Annotated in this window: 25 protein-coding genes; 17 read left to right on the top strand and 8 right to left on the bottom strand. The window is 39.3% G+C overall.

Annotation, left to right across the window (positions count from 1 at the left end; all coding sequences use genetic code 11):
* Window positions 1-4: 4 nt before the first annotated feature.
* Entirely contained in the window at window positions 5-1129 is a 1125-nt protein-coding gene (locus JNUCC52_RS04800) for a conserved virulence factor C family protein (RefSeq protein ID WP_172771074.1), read from the top strand.
* A gap of 177 nt (window positions 1130-1306) precedes the next feature.
* Window positions 1307-1459, top strand: coding sequence for a hypothetical protein (locus JNUCC52_RS04795; protein WP_337981559.1), 153 nt, complete (start codon window positions 1307-1309; stop codon window positions 1457-1459).
* Here the strand turns inward: JNUCC52_RS04795 and JNUCC52_RS04790 are convergent, their stop codons facing one another.
* A complete protein-coding gene (locus JNUCC52_RS04790; protein ID WP_172771076.1) occupies window positions 1460-2419 on the bottom strand; it encodes an alpha/beta hydrolase in 960 nt (319 codons plus the stop codon). It abuts the gene before it with no gap.
* Between the two features lie 132 nt (window positions 2420-2551).
* Here JNUCC52_RS04790 and JNUCC52_RS04785 point away from each other — a divergent pair, with 132 nt between their 5' ends.
* The 13 genes from JNUCC52_RS04785 to JNUCC52_RS04725 all read left to right on the top strand — a co-directional run bounded on the left by JNUCC52_RS04785 (window position 2552) and on the right by JNUCC52_RS04725 (window position 15585).
* A complete protein-coding gene (locus JNUCC52_RS04785; RefSeq protein WP_337981558.1) occupies window positions 2552-2968 on the top strand; it encodes an RrF2 family transcriptional regulator in 417 nt (138 codons plus the stop codon).
* A 147-nt stretch (window positions 2969-3115) separates the two neighbouring features.
* Entirely contained in the window at window positions 3116-3883 is a 768-nt protein-coding gene (locus JNUCC52_RS04780) for a DUF7683 domain-containing protein (RefSeq protein WP_337981557.1), read from the top strand.
* A gap of 270 nt (window positions 3884-4153) precedes the next feature.
* Complete coding sequence (locus tag JNUCC52_RS04775) at window positions 4154-5383, top strand: M20 family metallopeptidase (protein WP_172771083.1); 1230 nt, start codon at window positions 4154-4156, stop codon at window positions 5381-5383.
* Window positions 5383-6465: a tartrate dehydrogenase gene (locus tag JNUCC52_RS04770; protein WP_337981556.1), complete on the top strand. Its 1083-nt coding sequence runs from the start codon at window positions 5383-5385 to the stop codon at window positions 6463-6465. The genes JNUCC52_RS04775 and JNUCC52_RS04770 overlap by 1 nt, the downstream gene beginning before the upstream one ends.
* 1 nt (window position 6466) lies before the next feature.
* Window positions 6467-7213 carry an SDR family NAD(P)-dependent oxidoreductase gene (locus JNUCC52_RS04765; RefSeq protein WP_172771085.1) on the top strand — a complete coding sequence of 249 codons (747 nt, stop codon included), beginning with the start codon at window positions 6467-6469 and terminating at the stop codon, window positions 7211-7213.
* A 10-nt stretch (window positions 7214-7223) separates the two neighbouring features.
* Window positions 7224-8684, top strand: a complete 1461-nt coding sequence (locus tag JNUCC52_RS04760; RefSeq protein ID WP_337981555.1) for an aldehyde dehydrogenase family protein — start codon at window positions 7224-7226, stop codon at window positions 8682-8684.
* Between the two features lie 11 nt (window positions 8685-8695).
* Window positions 8696-9724 (top strand): ABC transporter ATP-binding protein, encoded by a 1029-nt coding sequence (locus JNUCC52_RS04755; protein ID WP_337981554.1) that lies wholly within the window; start codon window positions 8696-8698, stop codon window positions 9722-9724.
* Complete coding sequence (locus JNUCC52_RS04750) at window positions 9699-10673, top strand: ABC transporter ATP-binding protein (protein ID WP_337981553.1); 975 nt, start codon at window positions 9699-9701, stop codon at window positions 10671-10673. The genes JNUCC52_RS04755 and JNUCC52_RS04750 overlap by 26 nt, the downstream gene beginning before the upstream one ends.
* A 43-nt stretch (window positions 10674-10716) precedes the next feature.
* Complete coding sequence (locus tag JNUCC52_RS04745) at window positions 10717-11721, top strand: P1 family peptidase (protein WP_337981552.1); 1005 nt, start codon at window positions 10717-10719, stop codon at window positions 11719-11721.
* A gap of 16 nt (window positions 11722-11737) precedes the next feature.
* Entirely contained in the window at window positions 11738-13267 is a 1530-nt protein-coding gene (locus JNUCC52_RS04740; protein ID WP_337982183.1) for an ABC transporter substrate-binding protein, read from the top strand.
* A gap of 16 nt (window positions 13268-13283) precedes the next feature.
* Window positions 13284-14225 (top strand): ABC transporter permease, encoded by a 942-nt coding sequence (locus tag JNUCC52_RS04735; protein ID WP_172771091.1) that lies wholly within the window; start codon window positions 13284-13286, stop codon window positions 14223-14225.
* 12 nt (window positions 14226-14237) lie between these two features.
* Window positions 14238-15065 (top strand): ABC transporter permease, encoded by an 828-nt coding sequence (locus JNUCC52_RS04730; protein ID WP_172771092.1) that lies wholly within the window; start codon window positions 14238-14240, stop codon window positions 15063-15065.
* A 79-nt stretch (window positions 15066-15144) separates the two neighbouring features.
* A complete protein-coding gene (locus tag JNUCC52_RS04725) occupies window positions 15145-15585 on the top strand; it encodes a GNAT family N-acetyltransferase (RefSeq protein WP_172771093.1) in 441 nt (146 codons plus the stop codon).
* 71 nt (window positions 15586-15656) lie between these two features.
* Here JNUCC52_RS04725 and JNUCC52_RS04720 read toward each other — a convergent pair whose 3' ends face one another.
* Together JNUCC52_RS04720 and JNUCC52_RS04715 are read right to left on the bottom strand one after the other, a co-directional pair.
* Window positions 15657-16826, bottom strand: a complete 1170-nt coding sequence (locus JNUCC52_RS04720) for a hypothetical protein (RefSeq protein ID WP_337981551.1) — start codon at window positions 16824-16826, stop codon at window positions 15657-15659.
* Window positions 16819-17316 (bottom strand): sigma-70 family RNA polymerase sigma factor, encoded by a 498-nt coding sequence (locus JNUCC52_RS04715; RefSeq protein WP_337981550.1) that lies wholly within the window; start codon window positions 17314-17316, stop codon window positions 16819-16821. The genes JNUCC52_RS04720 and JNUCC52_RS04715 overlap by 8 nt, the downstream gene beginning before the upstream one ends.
* 152 nt (window positions 17317-17468) lie before the next feature.
* Between JNUCC52_RS04715 and JNUCC52_RS04710 the strand changes: the two genes are divergently transcribed.
* Window positions 17469-17771 (top strand): Dabb family protein, encoded by a 303-nt coding sequence (locus JNUCC52_RS04710; protein ID WP_337981549.1) that lies wholly within the window; start codon window positions 17469-17471, stop codon window positions 17769-17771.
* Window positions 17772-17817: 46 nt separating this feature from the next.
* Here the strand turns inward: JNUCC52_RS04710 and JNUCC52_RS04705 are convergent, their stop codons facing one another.
* From JNUCC52_RS04705 to JNUCC52_RS04685, 5 genes are all read right to left on the bottom strand, one after another.
* Window positions 17818-18780 carry a carbohydrate kinase family protein gene (locus tag JNUCC52_RS04705; RefSeq protein ID WP_337981548.1) on the bottom strand — a complete coding sequence of 321 codons (963 nt, stop codon included), beginning with the start codon at window positions 18778-18780 and terminating at the stop codon, window positions 17818-17820.
* 13 nt (window positions 18781-18793) lie between these two features.
* Window positions 18794-19669 carry a DMT family transporter gene (locus tag JNUCC52_RS04700; RefSeq protein ID WP_172771098.1) on the bottom strand — a complete coding sequence of 292 codons (876 nt, stop codon included), beginning with the start codon at window positions 19667-19669 and terminating at the stop codon, window positions 18794-18796.
* Between the two features lie 113 nt (window positions 19670-19782).
* Window positions 19783-21033 carry a glutamate-5-semialdehyde dehydrogenase gene (locus JNUCC52_RS04695; RefSeq protein ID WP_337981547.1) on the bottom strand — a complete coding sequence of 417 codons (1251 nt, stop codon included), beginning with the start codon at window positions 21031-21033 and terminating at the stop codon, window positions 19783-19785.
* Window positions 21034-21045: 12 nt separating this feature from the next.
* Window positions 21046-22140 carry a glutamate 5-kinase gene (proB, locus tag JNUCC52_RS04690; protein WP_337981546.1) on the bottom strand — a complete coding sequence of 365 codons (1095 nt, stop codon included), beginning with the start codon at window positions 22138-22140 and terminating at the stop codon, window positions 21046-21048.
* 491 nt (window positions 22141-22631) lie between these two features.
* Window positions 22632-23015 (bottom strand): sodium:proton antiporter, encoded by a 384-nt coding sequence (locus JNUCC52_RS04685; protein ID WP_337981545.1) that lies wholly within the window; start codon window positions 23013-23015, stop codon window positions 22632-22634.
* A 242-nt stretch (window positions 23016-23257) separates the two neighbouring features.
* Between JNUCC52_RS04685 and JNUCC52_RS04680 the strand changes: the two genes are divergently transcribed.
* Window positions 23258-23881 (top strand): LysE family translocator, encoded by a 624-nt coding sequence (locus JNUCC52_RS04680; RefSeq protein ID WP_172771102.1) that lies wholly within the window; start codon window positions 23258-23260, stop codon window positions 23879-23881.
* Window positions 23882-23886 lie beyond the last annotated feature (5 nt).

Raw genomic sequence — 23886 nt, 5'->3', positions numbered from 1 at the left:
TAATATGAAAATACTTACAATTGAGCCGACACCAAGTCCTAATTCTATGAAAATTATTGTCGATACGGAGTTACCGTTTGGCAAAAGCTTTAACTTTACAAAGGATAATAAAGACGAAGCTACTGGGGAAGCGGCAGCTATTTTAGCCATTGAGGGGGTTAAAGGTGTTTATCATGTAGCTGATTTCTTTGCAGTTGAACGAAATGCAAAATACGCATGGGAAAGTATTTTATCGAGCATTCGACAAGTATTAGGCGAGGATGTTACTGAAGCTAGCGATATACAAATTGCCAATGAATTTTATGGCGAAGTATATGTCCATGTACAGTTTTACAAGCAGGTGCCATTGCAAGTAAAGGTGTTTGATAACCAACGTGAATACCGTGTGAGCTGTGGTGACCGTTTTGTCGATGCTTTCAATAAAATTATTGAATCAGATGTCGATGAAAACTATATTTTCCAACGTAAATGGATTGACTACGGTGTTCGTTATGGCGAGCTTGAGGAAATTGCTGAAGCGGTCAAACAGGAAATTGATGTAACCTTTTCAGCACAACGTCTAGCTGACATTGTTGCAACGATTAATGATACAGAGAAGGTATACCAAAAGCCTGCTAAATTAAAAATAACGGTCGAGCAGTTCCAACAGCCAGAATGGGAAAAGCGTTTCCAATTACTTGACCAAATGGCAGACCCAGAGCTAGATGACTTACCACTATTAGATTTAGCGCTACAAGATGAACAAATGTCTATTCGTCGCCTAGCAACCGTTTACTTAGGCATGATAGAAGATGTAGCAGTTGTACCGTATTTGGAAAAAGCATTACACGATAAAAGTGCAGCCGTGCGCCGTACTGCGGGAGACTGTATGAGTGACCTAGGCTTGGTAGAATTTGAAGAGGCGATGCAACAAGCATTGCAAGATAAAAATAAGCTTGTTCGTTGGCGCGCAGCGATGTATTTGTATGAAGTAGGAACAGAGCAATCATTACCAGCGTTAAAGGCAGCTGAAGAAGATAAAGAGTTTGAAGTGAAGCTTCAAGTGAAAATGGCCATTGCTCGAATCGAACAAGGTGAAGAGGCAAAAGGCTCTGTATGGAAGCAAATGACGGAATCACGTCAGCAATAATAGCATAAAAAATATTCGCAAGAGCATCTAAACTTAGATGCTCTTTTAGTTGTCTTGATATAGAAAGGAACGTGATTCTTTTATAGTTGATGGTAGCAAAGTCGGCTACTCCTGCGGCTAACGGTGTGCCCGAGGAATGCCCCGCCCGCAACGGACAGCAACGGCAGAAATGTTGGATTGGTTGATTTTGAAATCGCCGATAGAGCCATGCGAATCGCCGATAAAACATCAGGAAACGCCGATAGAGCCATTCGAATCGCCGATAAAACATCAGTAATCGCCGATAGAACCTTGGAAATCGCCGATAAATTCCTCAGAATCGCTGATTAGTTAAGTAGTAGGTGAAACCGCTTTTTCAAAAGCTCTTTTAAAGGCATACATATAATTTTCAATTGCGCGTTGACTAATTTCTGCTTGAGGGACCATGTGCTCAAAGCCATGGAAGCACCCTGGATATAGATGGAATTCTGTCGGTACACCCGCCTTTGTTAGTCTCGCAATATATTCGATTGTTTCATCACGGAATGGATCTAAATCTCCTATAAATGTATACGTAGGAGGAAGATTGCTATAATCCTCTGCATGAAGAGGAGCCGCATAAATAGGCGCATCAACAGCGTAATTTGGCCCTAAATACATTTCCCATGCTTGATGATTTTGTGGACCATTCCATACTCTAGCATCTGTAATTTCGTCATTTGAAGGTAAAATACAACGATTATCAATCATTGGATACAGTGGCATTTGGAAAGCAATTTTAGGTCCTTTTCGATCCCGAGCCAAGAGTGAAACAGCAGCAGTTAATCCGCCTCCAGCACTTGCGCCATGGACAGCAAGACGTGTTAAATCAATACCTAATTCATCAGCATTTGCCGCTACCCATTCAAGTGCAGTATAACAATCTTCTACACCAGCAGGATAAGGATGTTCGGGTGCTAAGCGATAGCCAACTGAAACGACCACACAATCTAATTGTGAAACAAGCATCTGACAACTTGCATCAAACATTTCGATAGACCCAATGATAAAACCGCCGCCGTGGATATACAAAATAGCAGGCAACGTGCCATATTTTTCAGTCGGTTCGTAAATTCGAATACGCACATCTGGTGCCCCGTTAGGACTACTAATATAGCGTTCTGTCGTTGTAACGTTTTCCATTTTTACTTCTTCGCTGCCAAGCGCTTCATTCATGACACTACGTGATTCAGCAATATTCTCTCTTGTTAAATTTAGTTCCTGCATAGCGGATAAGAATGTTGTTAACTCAGGATGTACTCGATTTTCCAATTGCATGCCCTCCTTATTTTTGAAAACGCTATCATTTTAATTGTGATTAAAATATCACAATTAAAATATAGTACAATGGGTAAGAGATGTCAAATGAAAAAATAGAGTATTTTGAAAATTGGAGGAGTGACAATGCAACTACTTATCCAATCGGGTGACCTTGGGCCAAAATGGTTCCATGTGGCATTACGAGCAATCGTCCTAATGGCGGAATCGAATGAACTACTAAAAAGTAATGTTATTGCGGAAACGCTAGGGGAGGATGCGACATTCGTCAGAAAAATTCTTGCGAAGCTTGCAGAACAAGACTATGTACAGGCGCATAGTGGACGCTATGGTGGCTATTGCCTTAATAAAGCACCAGCGCAAATTACGATGCAAGATATTTATAGCGTGCTCGGCAATGACAATGAAACACCTTATTGGTCAGTGCCATCTACTGGTTCGGAACGTTTTATTTCCATGATTATTGCGAAAGCGGAAAAAACGTTTCAATCTGTGCTAGCAGACTATACGATTCAAGATATTTTAGATAATAGAGGTAAATAGGGTGTAGGCGAGCAGTAACCGACAAGGTAGAACATTTAAAAAATAACACTATTAAATTAGCTACTTTTGATGCTGTTTTTAAAAGAATTGGAGATTGGTTTTTGATAATATCTAATTAAAAATTTAAAAATGGAGGTGCATCTATCTGTGCATAGAGATATCGACTATCAATGGCGGATTACAAAATACAATCCTGCTTATCGAAATGCAGAAGGACATTATTTGAGGGATGAGTGGACAAGTGCTTCAGAAATTGGAAAATCTTTTCTTGGAGAAATATTAACGATAGACGACTATTTACAGGTCGAGAAAGCATATGTCGATACGGTGATGAAATTTCTTGAGGTTTATCAAATTGAGAGCGTACGACTCATTCATCTTGAAACGTATGGTTTGAGTAACGTGGATAAAACTTCGCCTTTATATGACTCATCGTTTGAGACAATTCCATTGGCAGAAGATATGCTAGTAACCATTGAACAAATTCCGATTGTCTGTAAAATGGCGCTGAGAGAGTATATTTATTGTCAACTGATTACTGAGGATTTCTTTGTCCATCTCGGTTATGACTATTATCTATTTATTGGTGCTAATAGCATACAACAGGAAGCGATACAATTTGCGAGCGAGCAGAGACTTTTTGTAGAACAAATGATATCGCCGTATTATCTTTCTGAAAAAAATGTTATTCGAGAAGTGGCATGGAGCTTTCCTGGAGAAACAATAATCGAAGATAGTGAAATATTGAAAGATATGTCTTTAGAGGAGTTGCGAACTATTTTTCAACTCTCTTCTATTCATCCAGTCACAGGCTCTTACAAAATTACAGAGGATAATGCGAAGTTTTTCCAAAAGAACATCAAGCATAAAATGGACTTTACTAAGTATGAGTACTATTTATTAGCTGGGAGTTAAGTAAATAGTAGGTTTTCAAATCCGTAAATTATAAACAAGCAAAACACTCACCCAAAACGTTGAGCTCACAGAGTTTAGGTGAGTGTTTTCTATTTGGGCGACGTTTTTTTTTGTAGATTGCCATCGTTACACCTTATTTTTCCATATGGATAGTAGCAAAAAACTTCATGGGATTCTATGAATGATTATCAATTTAACCAATATATTAGTAAATATACAATATGAAAATATGGATTGTAAATATTTTCTAATATAAAGGAGGCTTCATACATGCTTGAACCAACTATAAAGACATCGGAAACGTATCAACGGGATCGGGAAACCGTTATTGCCTTAACACAAAAGCTCGTTCGTATCGAAAGTGTCTATCGCGAAAATGATCCTCATGGCAATGAACAGGAAGTAGCCAATTACGTCGCACAATATTTAAGTGATATCGGTATTGAAACATTTGTGGAGGAAGTTGTACCTGGCAGACCGAATGTTATTGGCATTATTGATTCGGGGAAGCCAGGAAAAACCTTACTATTTGAAGGGCATACAGATGTCGTAACCGAAGGCAATCGTGAGGCATGGACTTATGATCCGTTCGGAGCTGAAATCATTGATGGGCGTATGTATGGTCGAGGGACAAATGATACAAAAGGGAATCTCGCATGTATGATTACTGCTTGTCAGTCATTGTTACTAGACGATGAGGAATTTACAGGCAAAATTATTTTATGTATCCCGTGTGATGAAGAGGGGCTTATGCTTGGCATTAAACATTTTATCCTCAATGGCTGGGCAGATGGCGTAGATGGAGCGATTATTTGTGAGCCGCAGGAAAACAATGTATGCATTGCACAGCGTGGTGCTATTCGATTACAGGTCGATATTTTCGGCAAAATGGCGCATGGTGCGATTTCATGGAGCGGCATTAATCCGAATTGGCGGATGGCACGCTTGATTGTGGAGCTTGAAAAGTTAGAAAAAGAAGAGCAAGCACGATTAGGGAAAGACCCAATGCTCAACTGGCCATCGATTACGCCAACGATTTTACGCGCTCCTGTGAAAGGGGATGCGCAAATTAATGTTATTCCAGATCATTGTATGACGACACTTGATATTCGCACCGTACCAGCACAGAAGCATGATGAATTACTAAGTAAAATTGATGCCATTATTCAACGACTACAAGCAGATGATCCAGACTTTAAAGTGGAGCTTACTGTACTTGATAATCGCCCAGCAACCGCTACTGCGAAAGAAGAGCCAGTTGTACAAGCTATTTACGAGGCAGTGGCAGAAGTGACGCAAAAAGAGCCGATTTATAACGGTGTGCCAGGTGCAACGGATGGTACTTTCCTTCATGTGCATGGTGTACCAATCGTAACAGTAGGAGCAGGTGATCGTGAAATTCCACATCAAATTGATGAGTATGTCGATATTGAAGAACTCGCAGAAACAACGGCCATTTACCGTTTAGCGGCATTAAAGTTTTTAGCAGGTGAAGCGTAATGGTCAAAATCGCTGTTATTCCAGGTGATGGTATAGGCAAGGAAGTCATGGTGGAAGCGTTAAAAGTGCTCGAACAACTAAAGGTGGATGACCCAACTTTACAAATTGAAACAACCATTTTTCCGTGGAGCTCTGATTATTACGTCCAACACGGTTCAATGATGCCAAAAGATGCACTTACAACATTAAAGAACTATGATGCGATATTATTCGGTGCCATTGGTGATGCACGTGTACCAGATGATGTGACAGTGTGGGAATTTATTATGCCAATACGTAAGCAATTCCAGCAATATGTGAATTTCAGACCAGTCAAATCACTACAAGGAATTGTGTCACCTCTTGCAAATGGTAAGGACATTGATATGGTTATTTTTCGTGAAAATACAGAAGGTGAATATTCCAATAGCGGGGGCCATATGTATCATAACCAGCCACAAGAAATGGCGATTCAAAATACAATTATGACACGGCTCGGTGTTGAAAAAATCGTACAAGCAGCATGTGATTATGCCAGTAAATATGGCAAGTCGAAAATTACGAGTGCAACGAAATCAAATGCCATTATTCATTCCATGAAATTTTGGGATGAGCATACTAAACATATTGTTACGCAAACTTCGCCGCCATTAAAGCTAGAATCTATTTATATTGATGCATTAGTGGCTTATTTTGTAGAGCGTCCTCAAGATTTTGAAGTTGTAGTGGCATCCAATTTATTTGGGGACATATTATCGGATTTGGGCTCCGCGATTGTTGGTGGGCTTGGATTATCTCCTTCGGCAAATTTGAATCCTGAAAAGGAGTTTCCATCGATGTTCGAGCCAGTGCATGGTTCCGCTCCTAATATTGCGGGGAAAGGGATTGCCAATCCGATTGCACAAATTTGGTCTCTTGCATTATTGCTTGGGCATATTGGGAGATCAGACGCAGAGAAACGTGTTGTTTCAGCGATTGAAGCGGTGTTAAAAGAAGGTATCGTGAAAACAGCGGATATTGGAGGACGGGCATCTACCTCACAAATGGGGGATGCAATTTGTCAGGCGCTTGTTAACATAAATCAAACAGCTAGGGGTGTGTAAGATGGCAGTTGCGCAGCGAGTTATTATTGTGACAGGTGCTGGGGGAGGCATGGGGAAAGCGATTATTCAAGATCAGCTTGAGCAAGGAAATATTGTAATCGGCATTGATCTATCAGTTGCCTCACTTGCTGATCTAGCGCATGAATCTTTACAAAAATTCGAGGTCAATGTTTTGCAAGAAGAAAGCATTCAGACGATTTTCCACGAAGTTTACGCCAAATATGGACGAATTGATGGGCTCGTCAATGCACTAGGTATTGCTCAGGCTGCGACGCCAATTGAGCAAGTAACAATGGATGAGTGGAATCGACTTATGGACGTAAATGTGAAAAGTTTATTTATAACAACGAAGGCCGTTGTTCCTTATATGAAGGAGCGAAAAAAAGGCTCGATTGTGACGATTGCATCCATTTCGGCAGTGCGTCCCCGTCCTGGCTTGCAGGTTTATATTGCTTCAAAAGGAGCGGCGGAAAGCTTTACGCGTGGGCTGGCGATTGAGCTTGCATCACATCAAATTCGTGTTAATACAATTCATCCAGGACCAGCGAATACACAGATGTTAGCACAGTTTACAGCAGAAGGTGCAGATGCAGAGCAAACAAAGCAAGATGTCTTTATCCAATCAGTGCCACTTGGCCGTTTAGTCAATCCAACTGATATAGCAGGTGCAGTAAATTATTTACTATCAGATACATCAACAATGGTGACAGGCACAACATTACATGTTGACGGTGGCCGTGGCTTATAGGAGGGGTACGATGCAAATTATTCCGATGCTAATAAATGGTAAGTGGGTACAAGGCGATGGTCAGGAGTTAATAAATGTTGTCAATCCATCTACTGGTGAAGTGCTCGCGCAAATAAAGAATGCTAGTAAGGCACAGGTAGACGAGGCGGTTCGAGCGGCTCGTCATGCATATGAAAGTGAAGAGTGGCGAAAAGTCAAAGCTTATGAGCGTGGTCAGCTACTTATCCAATTAGCACAATATATTCGCATGCATGCTGAAGAATGGAGTTTGTTAGAGTGTCGTGATGTGGGTAAGCCTTTGACACAGGCGCGGGCAGATGTGGAAGCCGCTGCTCGCTACTTTGAATTTTACGGCGGTGCGGCAGACAAAATTATGGGTGACACCATTCCTATCGAAGATGGTATTTTAAATGCGGTCGTTTTAGAACCAGTTGGGGTTACTGTCCATATTGTGCCATGGAACTATCCGTTACAAATTACTGCAAGAAGCGTTGCCGCTGCTATCGCAACAGGGAATGCTGTCATCGTTAAAAGTGCAGAGGATACCCCACTGACGACGCATGCTATGACGAAATGGTTTGCTGATAAATTGCCGAGAGGAATTTTTCAGCATATTACAGGTTTAGGTCGTGATGTAGGACCATTTTTAACGACACATGCTGATATTAATCATATTACATTTACAGGCTCGGTCCCTACAGGCATTGAAGTGATGAAAGCAGCGGCTCAAAACATTGTACCTGTCACATTAGAATTGGGTGGCAAATCGCCGAATATTGTATTTAAAGATGCGCCGATGGAACAGGCTTTAGAAGGGGTAATGCGTGCCATTATTCAAAATGCTGGGCAAACCTGTTCGGCAGGAGCACGGTTGCTTATTGAAAAAGACGTGAAAGAGATGTTCGTTGCAAAGCTAGTGAAGAAATTTCAAACTTTAAAGATTGGTCCAGGGGAAGCGGATGTTGATATGGGGCCACTGTTAAATCATCAGCAATATTTGAAGATTTCCACACTGCTGAAGCAGGCGAAAGAAAATGGTTATGTTATCTCTGGTGGAGAAACCATTACGATTAAAGGCTATGAAAAAGGCTATTATATTCAACCGACGATTCTCGACGGTGTAGATGCAAATGCTACATTAGCGCAGGAGGAGATTTTCGGACCAGTGTTAACAATATTGACGTTTACATCAATAGATGAAGCGATTGCATTAGCAAACGGGACAGACTACGGATTAGTGGCAGGTGTTTGGTCAAAAGATTTAGACACAGCACATTATGTGGCAAGTCGGGTGAAGGCTGGACAAGTGTTTGTCAATAATTATGGCGCAGCAGGCGGAATTCAAATGCCATTTGGAGGTTATAAAAAGAGTGGCATCGGACGTGAAAAGGGCTTTGTTGCATTAAGAAATTATACACAAATGAAAAATATTGCGATACGTTATTCAACACCCAATCACGATAGTGAGTAGGAGGGTAGGATATGGAACAAGCAAAAGACAAGCAGGTGTTGTTGGAGGTTCAACATTTAAATGTTCAATTTCATATGAAAAATGGCCAAAAGGCAAAAGTAGTTGATGATGTAAGCTTTGTGATTCATAAAGGTGAAACCGTTGCACTTGTTGGAGAGTCGGGCAGTGGCAAGAGTATAACTTCGTTGTCGATAATGCGTTTGCTTCCGATGCCACCTGGTGAAATTACGAAAGGTGACATTCTTTTAAATGGAAAAAATCTTTTACATTATAAAAATAAAGAGATGAGCAGGATACGGGGCAATGAAGTGAGTATGATTTTTCAAGAGCCGATGACATCCCTTGATCCCGTTTTTACAATTGGCAATCAAATGATAGAAGCGATTCAAAGACATCAAAAAGTCTCTAAAAAACAAGCAAGAGAAATGTCACTTCAACTATTAAAAGAAGTGGGCATTGCCAATGCAGAAAAAATTATCACAGAATATCCCCATCAGTTATCAGGTGGGATGCGCCAGCGTGTTATGATTGCCATCGCGATGTCCAATAATCCACAGCTATTAATCGCAGATGAGCCTACAACGGCATTAGATGTAACTGTGCAAGCGCAAATCTTAAAGTTAATGATGAAAATGAAAAAAGAACAGCACTCAGCCATTTTGTTTATTACACACGATATGAGTGTAGTTGCGGAAACAGCAGATCGTGTGATGGTTATGTATGCAGGGCAAATTGTGGAAGAAGCGCCTGTCCGAGAAATTTTTCTTCAGCCCAAACATCCTTACACAGCTGCCTTATTAAAAACGATGCCTAGTCTTGAAACAGAGATGACTAGATTACCTTCTATCCCTGGTACTGTGCCACCAGCCTATGCACTGCCGAATGGCTGTCGTTTCGCACCACGATGTCCATTTGCGATGGAGCATTGTCGTCAAGTAACGCCAGAAACTAGACTTATCCAACATAATCATAGCGTAAGGTGTCATTTATTCACGGAGGAAGGAGTACTTGCACATGACGGAGAGAGAAGTTTTACTTGAAATTCTTCATTTAAAAGCCTATTTTTCGGTGAAACGCAAGTCTATGAAAGAAGAGAAAAAAGTCGTCAAGGCTGTTGATGATATTTCAATTGAAATCTTCCGTGGTGAGACACTTGGGATTGTAGGAGAGTCAGGGTCAGGTAAGTCCACGTTCGGACGCACAATTTTAAAGCTTGTTGAACCGACAGATGGGGAAATTTTATATAAAGGTCAACCTATTCACCACTTGAAGGGACGTCATTTACAAAAATATCGCAACCAAATGCAAATGATTTTTCAAGATCCATTCGCATCATTAAATCCACGGATGCGTATCGGCGCCATTATAGAAGAACCGATGGCATTACAATTAACGTTGTCTAAAGAGCAACGCAAGAAACGAGTTAGTGAGCTTTTACAAAAGGTCGGTTTACCTGAAGATGCTATGCATAAATTTCCCCATGAATTCTCAGGTGGGCAACGTCAACGAATCGGTATTGCTCGCGCACTTGCCATCAATCCAGAATTTATTATTGCAGATGAACCTGTTTCTGCATTAGATGTTTCAATACAATCGCAAGTATTAAATTTAATGATGGATTTACAAGATGAATTTCATTTAACGTATTTATTTATTTCACATGATTTAAGTGTTGTGAAACATATTAGTGATCGGGTTGCAGTGCTGTATTTAGGGAGAGTAGTAGAAATAGGTGCGAAAAGAGAGTTGTATGCCAATCCACTCCATCCATATACAAAGGCGTTACTATCGGCGATTCCAACTGTGAATTTTGATGAGCCAAAGCAATTAGTGCCTTTACAAGGGGAGCTACCAAGCCCTATGAATCCACCGATTGGCTGTGTATTTCATACTCGCTGTCCATATGTTATGGAGAAATGTCGACTGGAGCGACCTACACTGCAACAAATAAATGCGCAGCAGCAAGTAGCCTGTTTTTTACATGAATAAAAATCTGAATATTCAATTTATTATTCAAAGAGGAGGTGTTTAAATGTTTGGCAATATAACAGACGTACCTGGCGTGAAGGTAGGTCATGCAGAAAATAAAGACGGTATAACGGGATGCACCGTCATTCTAGTAGAAGATGGCGCAGTATGTGGCGTCGATGTTCGAGGCTCTGCACCAGGTACTCGTGAAACGGATGCTCTTGATCCCATCAATGAAATTCAGCAAGTGCATGGTATTTGCTTAGCTGGTGGGAGTGCATTTGGCTTAGATGCCGCAACAGGTGTGATGTCTTACTTAGAGGAGCATGGTGTTGGAGTAGATGCAGGTATTGCAAAAATACCGATTGTACCAAGTGCGGTATTGTTTGATTTATTTATCGGTGATGCACATACAAGACCAACAGCACAAATGGGCTATGAGGCGGCGAAAAATGCGACAGTTGGCTCTTTTAAAAACGGCAATATTGGCGCGGGATATGGTGCAACAGTTGGGAAGCTAGCAGGTCCTCAATATTGTATGAAAGGAGGATTAGGCAGTAGTTCACTAGAAGGCAAGGAGGGGCTAGTTGCAGGAGCCCTTGTAGCGGTAAATGCAGTCGGTGATATTAAAGATCCTAATACCAGAGCAACCATTGCGGGAGCTCGTAACCGAGAAACGGGACAATGGCTGGATAGCTGTACTTATTTAGAAGAGCATGGACAATCACAGGCACTGGCTGGCACAAATACGACCATTGGCGTTGTTGCTGTGAATGCTAAGTTATCAAAGGCAGAGGCGAAAAAAATTGCACAGCTTGCACAAAATGCGTTAGCCCGAACAATTTATCCTGTTCATACAATGTTAGATGGTGATACGATTTTTGTTTTAGGTACAGGGCATCAAACGTATCCAGTGGACTATCTTGGACACTTGGCAACCAAGGTCGTAGAGCAAGCCATTATTGCTGGGGTAAAATGTGCGACAAAATTAGAAGAGGTTGAAAGCTATATAAGTATTTCAAAATATGTTCAAGAGGCAAAGGGGGAGAAACAATTTGAAGCAGAGTAGAAATTGGTTTGTACTAATGCTGTTATTGCTAGTTGGGCTGATTATTAGCGCGTGTTCAAATGAAGAGGACAAGAAAAATACAAATCAAGTCAGTACAAACGCGCCTGTAACAACAGAAACACCGCAAGAAATTGTTGTCCGTATTAATGATGACCCAGATTTTTTAGATCCTCATAAAGCGACAGCGTCTATATCCTACCAAATGATTCTTAATATGTTTGAAGGGCTGATGGCACCTGAAACAGATGGGTCATTAAAAGAAGGACTAGCGGAAAGCTATAAGATTTCAGAAGATGGTTTAACCTATACATTTAAAATCCGTCCAGGTGTAAAATTTCATAACGGTGAGGAGTTAACAATTGAAGATATTCAATATTCTTTTGATCGCTTAATGGGCAAAAGTGGTGGAGAAAAAATGTCCAATAATTTTGATAATGTGGCGTCTACTGAAGCACCAGATGCTTCGACCTTTGTTATTAAGTTAAAAGAACCGAATTCTAATTTCTTATATTCGCTGACTGCTCGTCAATCAGCAGTTATTCCGAAAAGTAATGATGGCAAACACAATGAAAATCCAATAGGGACTGGCCCATTTGCCTATGTGAAATACGCGCCTGGTTCAAATTTAATATTGAAAAAGAATGATAGCTATTGGAAGGAAGGTTTGCCTTATTTAGATAAAGTAACTTTTACCTTCCAATCGGACGATCAAGCAGCCATTATGAGCCTAATGGCAAATGAGGTGGACTTAACAAGTGTTCCTTGGCAACGTGTTAATGAAGTTGAGAGTAGTCATCATTTATCGCATCAAAACAATAACTCTTCCTTAATCGTGACGTTTAATGAAACGAAAGCGCCATTTGATAATGTGAAAGTACGACAGGCGATGAACTATGCGATTAGTAAATCGGATATTATTGATTCAGTATTTGCAGGCTATGCCGTACCACTTGGCTCAAACATGAGTCCAGCGATGGGGGACTATCAAAAGAAAGGTTTAGAAGACATGTACAAGCTTGATGTGGAAAAGGCGAAAGCATTATTAGCAGAAGCGGGTTACCCAGACGGCTTTAAAACAAAAATTACTGTATCTTCACATAATGATATTTATTCAAATATAGCGCAAATTGTTGCGGCAAACTTAAAGGAAATAGGTGTGGATGTAGAAATTGAAGTAGTGGAGTGGGGGATTTGGCTTGATCGTGTGTACTTCGGCCGCGACTATAATATGACAACGATCGATTTAACAGGGCGTGCATCTGCCTTTGAAATACTAAATGACTATATTTCTACAAATGACAGTGAAAACTTCTTCTTATTTAAAAATGAGGAATACGACAAAATTATGGCAGACGTCTTAAAAGAAACAGATACTGCAAAGCAAATCGACTACTACCAACGTGCACAACAAATTTTAGCAGAGCAGGCAGTGTCCGTTTATGTGGCTGATTACCAAATCGTGTGGGGGTCTGATAAACAAGTGACAGGTCTGAAGAGCTATCCATTCTGGTTCCACGATATGTCGGAGGTAAAATTCTCAAACTAGAAAGAGATGATTACAAATGATGTATATTATACGTCGATTCATCCTGTTAATAACAACAATTCTTCTAGTGTCGATCATTACATTTGGTGTTTTTCAAATTTTACCTGGGGATCCTGTTCGAACAATGTTAGGAACGGAAGCAGACCCTACACAAATTGAAAATTTGCGGTCTGAGCTTGGTTTGGACCGACCCCTTTATGAACAATACGCTGATTGGATGAAGGGGTTATTGACAGGGGAATTAGGCAATTCAATTCGTTTCTCAATGCCTGTAAAAGATTTATTGTTTGATAGACTTCCTGTAACGATGTCATTAGCATTGCTCACACTAACCATTGTATTACTCGTTTCTTTGCCGCTTGGCATGTTTGCAGCGAGACGACAAAATAAGCTGAGTGATGTGTCATTATCGACATTGACACAAATCGGCATGGCTGTCCCTTCATTTTGGCTAGGTATGATGCTTATTTTATATGTCGGAATGAAATTTAGCTTTTTTAAAATTAGTGGCTATATCCCATGGACACAAAGTATATCTGGTGCGTTAAGTACGCTTGTCCTTCCAGCGTTAACAATTGCTATACCTCAAATTGCTGTCAACTTCCGTTACGTGCGAACGGCTATTTTAGAGCAAATGCAACTTGATTATGTTCGAACAATACGCAGTAAAGGCATGTCAGAGCAAAATGTCATGTATAAGCATGTTTTAAAAAATGCGATGATACCGATATTAACGGTCTTTGGATTAATTATGACAGAAGTGGTCGCAGGAACAATTATTGTCGAGCAAGTATTTTCATTGCCAGGTGTGGGCCAGCTACTAATTACTGCTATAAGTAATCGAGACTTCCCTTTAGTACAAGGGATTGTTATGTATATTACAGTTGCAGTAGTTGTAATTAATTTTATCGTCGATATTTTATATTCTGTTTTAGATCCAAGAATCCGATTACGATGAGAGGTGGATGCAATGCAAACTATACAGCGCTACATGAAAAATATAAATTTAATCATTGGTCTACTCGTCATCGTCGGATTTTTACTTGTAATGGTCATTAGCTTCTTTTATACACCGCATGATGTCAATACGATGAATATACCAGAAAAATTGCACAGTCCAAGTAGTAAGTATCTCTTTGGGACAGATGAATTCGGGCGTGATATTTTTAGTCGGATGATGAAAGGCACCCAAACAGCATTTGCGGTCGGTTTATTAACAGTATTCATCGGCTCATCATTTGGTATTTTAATCGGAGGTGTAGCGGGATATATCGGTGGCTGGGTAGATGAAATTTTTATGCGTTTGATGGATGCTTTAATGGCATTTCCAGGAATTATTTTAGCGTTAATGTTAGTGGCTGTTTTCGGACCTGGCGTAGTCAATACGGCGATAGCACTCGGGGTTATCGCCATTCCAGCCATCGCTAGAATAGCACGTAGTGGTTATGTCCAACATCGTGATGCCGAATATGTATTAGCTGCTAAATTAATTGGAGTAAAGCCCTATAAAATAATGTTTCGTCATATTTTACCCAATATTTCCTCACAAATTATTGTTGCTGCCACGGTTACTTTTGCGACAGCAATGCTCGCTGAAGCAGCACTTAGTTATTTAGGGCTTGGTGTACAACCACCAAATCCTAGCTGGGGACGCATGTTAAAAGATTCTCAAGCGTATTTAGTGAAAGCATCTTGGTATACATTTGCCCCAGGAGGAGCAATTACGCTGCTAGTGTTAGGATTGTATATGCTGAGCAATGCCTTACGTGATTATCTGGATCCTCGTTCAAAATCGTAAAAAACAGCTATTGTCATGGAGTTAAAAAACGTTCTATACTAAATAGATTACGCATGTAAAATTCGAGGAGGTACTCTACATGACAACAACACTAATTACAACAGAAAATGACTTACAAACAGCTTTTGCTATTCGGAAAGCGGTCTTTATAGAAGAACAACAAATTCCTGCATCAGAAGAATACGATGAATTTGATGCACTCGATGCTCTATGTGATCACATTCTTGTGTATTACAATGCGCAGCCAGTTGGTACAGGTCGTTTACGTGTTGTAGATGGCTATGGGAAGCTTGAGCGAATTTGTATTTTAGAGGAATACCGCAAATATGGGCTAGGAAAAGTGATTATTCAAACGCTAGAAAAGTTAGCACAAGAAAAGGGCTTAACGAAATCGAAGCTAAGTGCGCAAGTATATGCAGAAGGCTTTTATGAGAAGCTCGGTTATACGCGTACAGGTGAAGAATATATGGACGCAGGTATTCCGCATATTTTAATGAAAAAGCAATTTAACAAAGCTTAACTTTGTGAGTCAAAGAATTGAAACAAAAGAGGTCTTCTTAAATGATTTTTGAGAAGACCTTTTTATTAAATTTACTTAGTGTTAGGATGCCATACACCTTGTTCATTTTTAACGAAATTAATATTTAATGTAAAATCCTTGAATCTTAAAATTATAGTGCCTTGCGTTTCACTTAGTTGTTCAAATTCTGCTTTCTCAATACCATTATAATTATAAGCACTAATAAGCATCTGAATTTCCTTTGTATAATAATATTTTTTAAATTTTTGGTTATCTATATACTCTTCAATTTCCGAACGTGTTTGTCTCGCCACTAATGAATAATGTGTTAAGTAGTCCCCTTGTGCTTCTGAAATGACATACATTTTTGCAATGGACAGTGGTTTAACCCCTTTAAGGACATTTAAATCATAATTTTCTTTAAATGCATTATAAAGTGATTGTTCCTTGGCGGTTAATGTAAAGGTTGGTTCTAGTTTTTTTACTCCGACAACTTTACCGATTAATGCTTTAGCATTTACTACTTCAATGGTCCCACCTTTATTGTTCATATAAACGGCGTACTCCTCTTCACGTAACGGTTCAAGGTCCACATCTATCGTTTTCATGTTAGCAGCATCCATATGGAAGCGACTATTAAAATAATATTTATATATTTCCTGTTGTTCGGGCTGTGTGAATTGTACTGGAGCTACAGCGCCTGGCAAGGCAAGGTACTCACCATTTAATGTTACTTGTCCATTCGATGTTTGTACTTTATCGCCTTCGATACCAAATACAGGGGTAACTATAATATCCAATTTATCGGAATATGCAATATAATCACCTACTTCGATTTTTGCATCTGGGTCAACCACCATTGGAAAATGGGATAATATGTACTGTTTACCCATTACAAAGGAGATAGTAGGATCAATCACCAATTTCCCTTTGGAATCAATAATTGGTAGTACTGTTTCATTTTTTTGCAGTAGTTCTATAAGGTCATGGGGATCTGCTGGTAATGTTGCTACCGTTTTTGCAGCAGTTGCCTCGTGCAGTTCATACGGTGTGAATTGCAATATCAGTACGAGGCCTAAAATCAAAACAAATGTCAGCGTAATTAAGGGTACTTTCCAATACTGTGTTTTAGTTTGTATTTTTTTTGGGTGGCTCGGCATAAGCATACGCTGTTTCATGTCCTCAGTAAATGGAACATCTGCACGAAGCTCTTGCTTTAATTGATCTTTAAAATCATTCATGGATAAACACCTCCGTATGTGCCGATAACTTTGATTTCAGTAATTCTTTTCCTCTACGTAATCTCGTGCGAACTGTGTTTTGAGAAAGATTTAGCAAATCAGCTATTTCCGATGCCTCAAATTCCTCGTAATAAAACAATATAATGACTTCCCGATAGTGAATCGGTAACTTCATTACTTCTTGTTTTAACGAAAGAAATTGCTGTTGGCGCATGACTTCCTGTTCGGCAGATTTTTCGTTCGTCCAAAAGGGTGTTAAAAATTGCAGGACGTTTTTGCGCTTTATTTTGCGTAATTCATCGTGACAGCGATTAATTAATATTCTTGTTAAATACGTTTTCAATGATGCATCTTTGCGAAAAGCGTCGCCCTTTATGGCAAATGTAAAAAATACATCCTGCGTAATTTCCTCAGCGAGTTGCCGATCTTTCACATATAAATAGCTTAGATGGAATAGGTATTCACCGTATTCGTCCACTAGCTGCTCCATAAAACTACCACCTTACTTGTCTTTTAATGATTAGACGTATAAATTTACGAATATTGTTCAAAAAAATAAAAATTGTCAAAATTACTAGTATTGAAATTTAATAGACGACTCTATATGATTATTAAAAAAGATGTGTAGGAGGGGATATGTACATGATTAGACATATTGTGATGTGGAATCATAAAGATGAATTTAACGAAGAGCAACAAGCGCAAAATGCACAAATCGTCAAAACAGAGTTAGAAAGCCTAACAGATAAAATTAGTGGAATTATCTCATTACATGTTATCACAAATCCATTAGCATCTAGTAATCGACAAGTAGTATTAAACAGTCTATTTGAAAGTGAAGAACATTTGCAACAATATCAAATTCACCCTGACCATGTTCGTGTGAGCCAATTCGTCGGTTCATTAATGACTGATCGAATATGTATGGATTTTGAAGAAAATTGATAAAGCAAACTCCATTTTGAATTATTTCAAAATGGAGTTTTTTGATTTAAAACGATAATGGAATATCATGTTTCGTTGGAAAAGATGCGATGGCACCATGTTTTGTTGTGGATGCACCTGCATAATGATTCGCATAGGTAAGGAGAGGCGTAGCAAACGTTTCGCAAAAGTTTTCGACTGTCTCTGCTGTTATGTTTTTCTGCAATAAAACACTTAAGATGGCTCCGATAAAGGCATCGCCTGCACCTGTCGTATCAATTGCTTGCACAACCTCAGCAGCAGCTTTCACATGTTGTTGCCTCGTATAAAGACTAGCGCCTTGTGCACCATGGGTTACAAAAATAACTTGGACCTTCCCTTGGAATAATGATTGAACGGCATGTTGTTCATCGTCTAGATGCGTTAAAAATGATAGTTCCTCGTCAGAAAGTTTTACGATATGCGCGCGCGGAATAAAATTTAAAATCGTTTGTTGACATAATTCAGCGTCTTGCCAAAGAGGGAGTCGTACGTTCGGATCAAAAGAAACGAGACAGCCTGTTTGATGTGCTTGCTCAATGATAGCCTCATGTGCTTGCTTCATCGGACTGTCCACTAAGTTCACCGAGCAAAAATGGAGGATGTCTTTTGCTGTAAGTAAATTAGCTGGTAATTGTTCTGGTTGATATAGTAAATCAGCGGCATTTCTGCGGTAAAATAAAAAATCTCGGTCACCATCTGCTGACAAAGATACAAAGGCGAGGCTTGTTTCACCTTCAGTTGTTTGCGCAATATATTGGATGTTTACGCCCGCTTGTTTGACGGTATCGATTAAAAAGTCACCAAATGCATCTTTCCCTACTTGTGATAGTAGGGCAGCGGGGTGCCCCAATTTTGCGCAGACCGCAGCTACATTAGCAGGGGCCCCTCCAGCATTTTTTGTGAATTGTTCTACTGAACAAAGCGAGTCACTTTGTTCAGTAGGGGTAAAGTCAATTAACAGCTCACCGATTGTATACAATTTACGCATATAATACCCCCTTTTACGATAACTTAGCTTTTTGCTTTGGGAGGTAAATCGTATAAAAAATTCCCCCAAATATTAAAACAATGCCAACAGTTTGCATAATGCTCGGCATGAAATCCAGCAATAGCATATCTAATAAAATAGCTACAACAGGGTCTACGAATACTAAAACAGACACTAGTATCGTAGAAAGGTTGCGGATACTATCGAAAAATAAATAATAAACGAATCCAGTATGAATAAAACCTGTACCTAAAATATAAAGCCAATTCGTTGTTGTTAACACTTCAAATAGTGAAAAATCCACAAAAGGTAAAAGCATGACGATACCAACTGTTGTTTGTATAAACGTAAGGGCATAGGAGCTTAAATTTTGTATCGTTCTGCTCGTTAACATTGTAAATGCATAAAAGAGAGCAGAGAGTAACGCCCAAACGAAGCCAGACTGCATAAATTCAGATAATGAAATAAAATTATGTAGACCGATGATAAAAATACTTCCGATAAAACAAGTCAATGTTGCGACAAGTGCTTGTACTGTCATTTTTTCCTTTAACAACAGAGCTCCTAATATAAGCACAAAAATCGGTGCTAGATTATAAATTGAAATAGCAATGGAGATTGACATTTCTTCAAATGCTTTAAATAAAAATACCCAATTCAATACGATAAAGACACCGCATAGTAGTGTGCGTGCTACTTCTTTTTTGTCCCATACTTCGGTTTTATGGCCACCTGTCATTAGCCACAAAAAGCCGAGGAAGAGAGTAGCACAAATACAACGGATAAAGACTAGCTCTATAGCTGGTAAACCAGTATGAATGGTGAAAAAGCCGATGGAGCCGAAAATGGCCATCGATACAGTAAGTTTTATTACTGCAGAAATATTCATATCAAACCTTCTTTCTAGTAGACATACAATAGCTACTGGTTGTTAAGTGATTATGCTAGTAAAGAAACCGACAGTGTAGTTTACTGTCGGCTTGTAATATTGGTAACTAATTGTTACTGACGAATTTGCCCATTTCCATGGATAAAATACTTTGTAGATGTTAATGCTGGTAAGCCCATTGGCCCCCGTGCGTGTAATTTTTGTGTACTAATACCGATTTCGGCACCATAGCCGAATTCAAAGCCATCTGTAAAGCGAGTAGATGCATTATGATAAACGGCTGCGGCATCTACATTATTTAAAAATGTGTCTGCTACAAGTTGATCTTCAGTAATAATAGCTTCCGAGTGGTTTGTACCGTATTGATTAATGTGCTCAATAGCCTCAAAGACGTTTTCGACAACTTTAACGCTTATTTTTAAATCTAAGTACTCCGTTGCAAAGTCTTCCTCTGTAGCGAGCTGCGCGAAATTTACGGTTTGGCAAACCGTTGCATCACCGACAATTGTCACTCCAGCATCGTGCATCGCATTTAACAGCTTTGAACCGTGTTCACAAAACCAGTCAGGATGAATGAGTAAGCTTTCAGCCGCGTTACAAACAGAAGGACGTTGTGTTTTGGCATTCAGACAAATTGTCTCTGCTTTTATGTAATCAGCAGTTTGGTCAATATAAATATGGCAATTACCAGCTCCTGTTTCAAGCACTGGTACTGAAGCTTCACGAACGACTAAATCGATAAGGGCTTTGCCTCCACGAGGAATTAATACATCTAGGTATTCTTTCAAATGGAATAATTCCTTTGCCGTTTCACGATTCGTATCTTCAATTAGTTGCACTGCATCAACAGGGATAGATGTTTTTTCAAGCGCTTTGTGAATACTTGCCACAAGCGCAATATTTGAAAATTTAGCAGAGGAACTTCCTCGTAAAATAACGGCATTTCCAGTTTTCAACGATAATGTTGCAGCATCAACAGTTACATTTGGTCTCGCCTCATAAATCATGCCGATTACGCCAATTGGTACCATACGCTTTTCAATAAGTAGTCCGTTTTCTTTATCAATACGCTCAAGGATTGTGCCAACGGGATCATTTAATGTTACAAGTAAACGAATAGCATCGGCCATTGCTGAAATACGATCTTTGCTTAACATAATGCGATCAAGGGTAGAAGGGGGCATACCTTTTTCTTTGCCACTTGCTAAGTCCTTTAAATTTTCTGCAATGAGTACATCCTGATCGTTGATTAATTGCTCAGCAATTTTTAGTAGTGCATCATTTTTTTCGCAAGTTGTTTTAATATTTAATACATAGCTTGCTGCCTTTGCGCGTTGTCCCTTTAGATATACTTCACTTGTCATCTTTATTCCTCCTTAATTCGTTTGTATTTTTAACCATTTATCTCGATGAATAACTTCTATTGGATAGTTCGTTAATTCATCGGTCCGTTTTCCCATTGCATGTGCTAACTCAAGTGAGGAGTATAAAACTTCGCCACGACCAAGAAGTCTATTTTCACAATAAACCTCTACAACATCACCATGTTCAAAGTCTCCTTCAACACGGTAGACACCAGCTGGTAGCAAGCTTTTACCGTTCTCTAGCAAGGCAATTTCAGCACCGTTATCTACAAAAATTTTACCAGAAATTTCCGTAAGTGCAATCCACTGTTTATTATTTGTTAATATAGCGAGCGCCTCATGCTCAACATATGTCCCATCTCCATGACCATTCATAATATCGACAAGTTTATGCGCACCATCACCAGTGCCGATAAATACCTTCACACCAGCATTTAAAGCTGCTCGCGCAGCCAAAAGTTTAGACTCCATTCCACCTGTTCCGACTTTTGAGCCTGCACCATCAGCAAAGCCAAGCATTTCATCAGTCACTTCGGTTAAACGATCAATGCGCTTAGCTAGCGGATTTTTATTGGGATTTGCGTCGTATAAGCCATTAATATCTGTAAGTATAATGAGCTGGTCTGCATGGACAAGTCCACTTACAAGTGCCGATAACATATCATTATCGCCAAATGTTAACTCACTAACAGATACAGTGTCATTTTCATTTATAATTGGGAGCATCGAACGTTCTAACAATTCCTCAAATGTTGCATAGGCATTTTTGTAGCGTTCTTTTTTCGAAAAATCCGTGCGTGTAAGTAAAATCTGTGCAGGCGTAATATCATAAATACTAAATAGCGCATGGTACGTTTGGATAAGTAAACTTTGGCCAACTGCGGCGGCAGCTTGTTTCCCTTTTACTGTTACTGGACGAGAAGGGTAGCCCAAATGTTTAAAACCCGCTGCAACAGCTCCTGAAGAAACAAGCAAAACTTCATGACCACATTTTTTTAATTCTGCAATAGCTTGCACATGATCCATTAAGCGTACTTTGTCAATTTCGCCTTTTGCATTTGTTAAGGAGCTACTGCCAATTTTTACGACGATTCTTTTTCTTTCCATTCCATTTCCCCCAGTTCACCATTCGTTGTCTCACCCGCTGTACAGCATGAAATAACAATAAAAAAACCTTTTCATCCTAAAAAATTAGGACGAAAAGGTTGCTTTCCGTGGTACCACCTACATTGAATATCTTGAGATATTCCACTTTCCTCATAACGCTTGAGACTGCGCCTAGTTTTTGCTAGGACGTTTCACGAAGTAGGTTCTGTAGACTTTTTTGTACAATGCCTTGCAGCCGGTGGGCATCGCTCTCTTAGCAATTAGTTTCTACGTACTAGTCTTCGTTCGCTTTATTTTTATTGTTTTTTGTGCAGAGGTCCGTACCATATATAATGAAAACGGCACTCGTTCGTACTAGTAATTGAATAAAGAATGCACTACTTCTGTGAGTCTGTCAAGCTGAATAGAAAAAATCTGTATAAATGAGGACAAAAAGGTGAAGATCAGAACACTCGCATATTAAAATGAATGTCCTAATAATTTAAAAACGGTTATTTAAACCACCAAATGGCAACTAATAAAGGCAACATCGCCAAAATCATAACAAAGAAACTCCATAATAATTGTTTTCCTGTTGTCATATTTTTTGGCTTAATGCTCATTTTTTCATAGAGTTGATTGATGGCACGTTGCTCTTTTGCATAGAGCATTGACTGAAATGCATCATAATCTTGTATATAACTTGATGGGGGTCTTGGGCTAAAACGTAAATTTCGGATATCCTCTGTAATATCTTTTTCGCTAAGCCAATACGTAAGAACTGGTGCTAAACCAGAAGATTGCATTGCTTGAACGTCGACATCATGTGTTTTCATTTTATAAAAAACATTCCCTTGCTCGTCCTCAAATTCTTGAACTATATCGCTTACTGCCATCGTCGGCTCCCCTCTTTTCCAATGCAATGTAAACTGAATATCTAGTGTTTATTATCATTATAATGCATAAACAAAGAAAATGTTGTTTGAACGAGCATTAATCGAAACAATAATTTTCTTGTAAAAAATTCTATATATAGTCATAAACTCACAACTAAAGTAGCGAGTGTCGTGTAGTATAATGAAAATAAAACCATTCTAATTATGTTTTTTTTTATAAGCAGTGGGAAGAAGGGGAAGAGTTGGAAATTTCAACGTTAGTGACGTTTTTAGGAGCAGCCATCATTTTAACGTTAATGCCAGGACCAGACAATTTATTTGTCCTTGCACAAAGCATTACACAAGATAAAAAGGCAGGCATTGCTACTTCATTAGGCTTATGTACAGGTTTACTTGTGCATATCGGAGCTGCAGTTTTAGGAATCTCAGCTATTATTTATCAATCGACGGTCATCTTTTCGATTGTCAAATTTGCAGGCGCTGCCTATTTACTATATTTAGCATGGCAATCATTTCGAGCAAAGGATGATCCTTTTACATTGGATCAACAAAATATTCAAGCTTTAGGTTCGCTGTATCGTAAAGGCATTTTGATGAATGTCTTAAATCCAAAGGTTTCTTTATTTTTCTTAGCACTATTGCCACAGTTTGTAAACCCAATACATGGCCATGTGGCATTACAAATGCTTATTTTGGGTATTGTATTTTTAGTACAGGCACTCATTCTATTCTCGTTATTTAGTATTTTTGCGGGGAAAGTTAGAAAAGTCATTATAGGGAAGCCAGCAATCGCTAAACGTTTGAATATGGTACAAGGCATACTATTTACTTTTATCGGTATACAGATCGCACTAAGTAAACAATAAAAGGA

The sequence above is a fragment of the Lysinibacillus sp. JNUCC-52 genome (assembly GCF_015999545.1).
Taxonomy (GTDB): domain Bacteria; phylum Bacillota; class Bacilli; order Bacillales_A; family Planococcaceae; genus Lysinibacillus.
This window is presented reverse-complemented; position numbering and strand designations above follow the sequence as displayed.

Bases quoted from the DNA above. Each gene is read 5' to 3' on its own strand.
- JNUCC52_RS04800 (WP_172771074.1), top strand. From the start codon at position 5: ATGAAAATACTTACAATTGAGCCGACACCAAGTCCTAATTCTATGAAA.
- JNUCC52_RS04785 (WP_337981558.1), top strand. From the start codon at position 2,552: ATGCAACTACTTATCCAATCGGGTGACCTTGGGCCAAAATGGTTCCAT.
- JNUCC52_RS04775 (WP_172771083.1), top strand. From the start codon at position 4,154: ATGCTTGAACCAACTATAAAGACATCGGAAACGTATCAACGGGATCGG.
- JNUCC52_RS04770 (WP_337981556.1), top strand. From the start codon at position 5,383: ATGGTCAAAATCGCTGTTATTCCAGGTGATGGTATAGGCAAGGAAGTC.
- JNUCC52_RS04765 (WP_172771085.1), top strand. From the start codon at position 6,467: ATGGCAGTTGCGCAGCGAGTTATTATTGTGACAGGTGCTGGGGGAGGC.
- JNUCC52_RS04760 (WP_337981555.1), top strand. From the start codon at position 7,224: ATGCAAATTATTCCGATGCTAATAAATGGTAAGTGGGTACAAGGCGAT.
- JNUCC52_RS04755 (WP_337981554.1), top strand. From the start codon at position 8,696: ATGGAACAAGCAAAAGACAAGCAGGTGTTGTTGGAGGTTCAACATTTA.
- JNUCC52_RS04750 (WP_337981553.1), top strand. From the start codon at position 9,699: ATGACGGAGAGAGAAGTTTTACTTGAAATTCTTCATTTAAAAGCCTAT.
- JNUCC52_RS04745 (WP_337981552.1), top strand. From the start codon at position 10,717: ATGTTTGGCAATATAACAGACGTACCTGGCGTGAAGGTAGGTCATGCA.
- JNUCC52_RS04740 (WP_337982183.1), top strand. From the start codon at position 11,738: ATGCTGTTATTGCTAGTTGGGCTGATTATTAGCGCGTGTTCAAATGAA.
- JNUCC52_RS04735 (WP_172771091.1), top strand. From the start codon at position 13,284: ATGATGTATATTATACGTCGATTCATCCTGTTAATAACAACAATTCTT.
- JNUCC52_RS04730 (WP_172771092.1), top strand. From the start codon at position 14,238: ATGCAAACTATACAGCGCTACATGAAAAATATAAATTTAATCATTGGT.
- JNUCC52_RS04725 (WP_172771093.1), top strand. From the start codon at position 15,145: ATGACAACAACACTAATTACAACAGAAAATGACTTACAAACAGCTTTT.
- JNUCC52_RS04720 (WP_337981551.1), bottom strand. From the start codon at position 16,826: ATGAATGATTTTAAAGATCAATTAAAGCAAGAGCTTCGTGCAGATGTT.
- JNUCC52_RS04715 (WP_337981550.1), bottom strand. From the start codon at position 17,316: ATGGAGCAGCTAGTGGACGAATACGGTGAATACCTATTCCATCTAAGC.
- JNUCC52_RS04710 (WP_337981549.1), top strand. From the start codon at position 17,469: ATGATTAGACATATTGTGATGTGGAATCATAAAGATGAATTTAACGAA.
- JNUCC52_RS04705 (WP_337981548.1), bottom strand. From the start codon at position 18,780: ATGCGTAAATTGTATACAATCGGTGAGCTGTTAATTGACTTTACCCCT.
- JNUCC52_RS04700 (WP_172771098.1), bottom strand. From the start codon at position 19,669: ATGAATATTTCTGCAGTAATAAAACTTACTGTATCGATGGCCATTTTC.
- JNUCC52_RS04695 (WP_337981547.1), bottom strand. From the start codon at position 21,033: ATGACAAGTGAAGTATATCTAAAGGGACAACGCGCAAAGGCAGCAAGC.
- proB (WP_337981546.1), bottom strand. From the start codon at position 22,140: ATGGAAAGAAAAAGAATCGTCGTAAAAATTGGCAGTAGCTCCTTAACA.
- JNUCC52_RS04685 (WP_337981545.1), bottom strand. From the start codon at position 23,015: ATGGCAGTAAGCGATATAGTTCAAGAATTTGAGGACGAGCAAGGGAAT.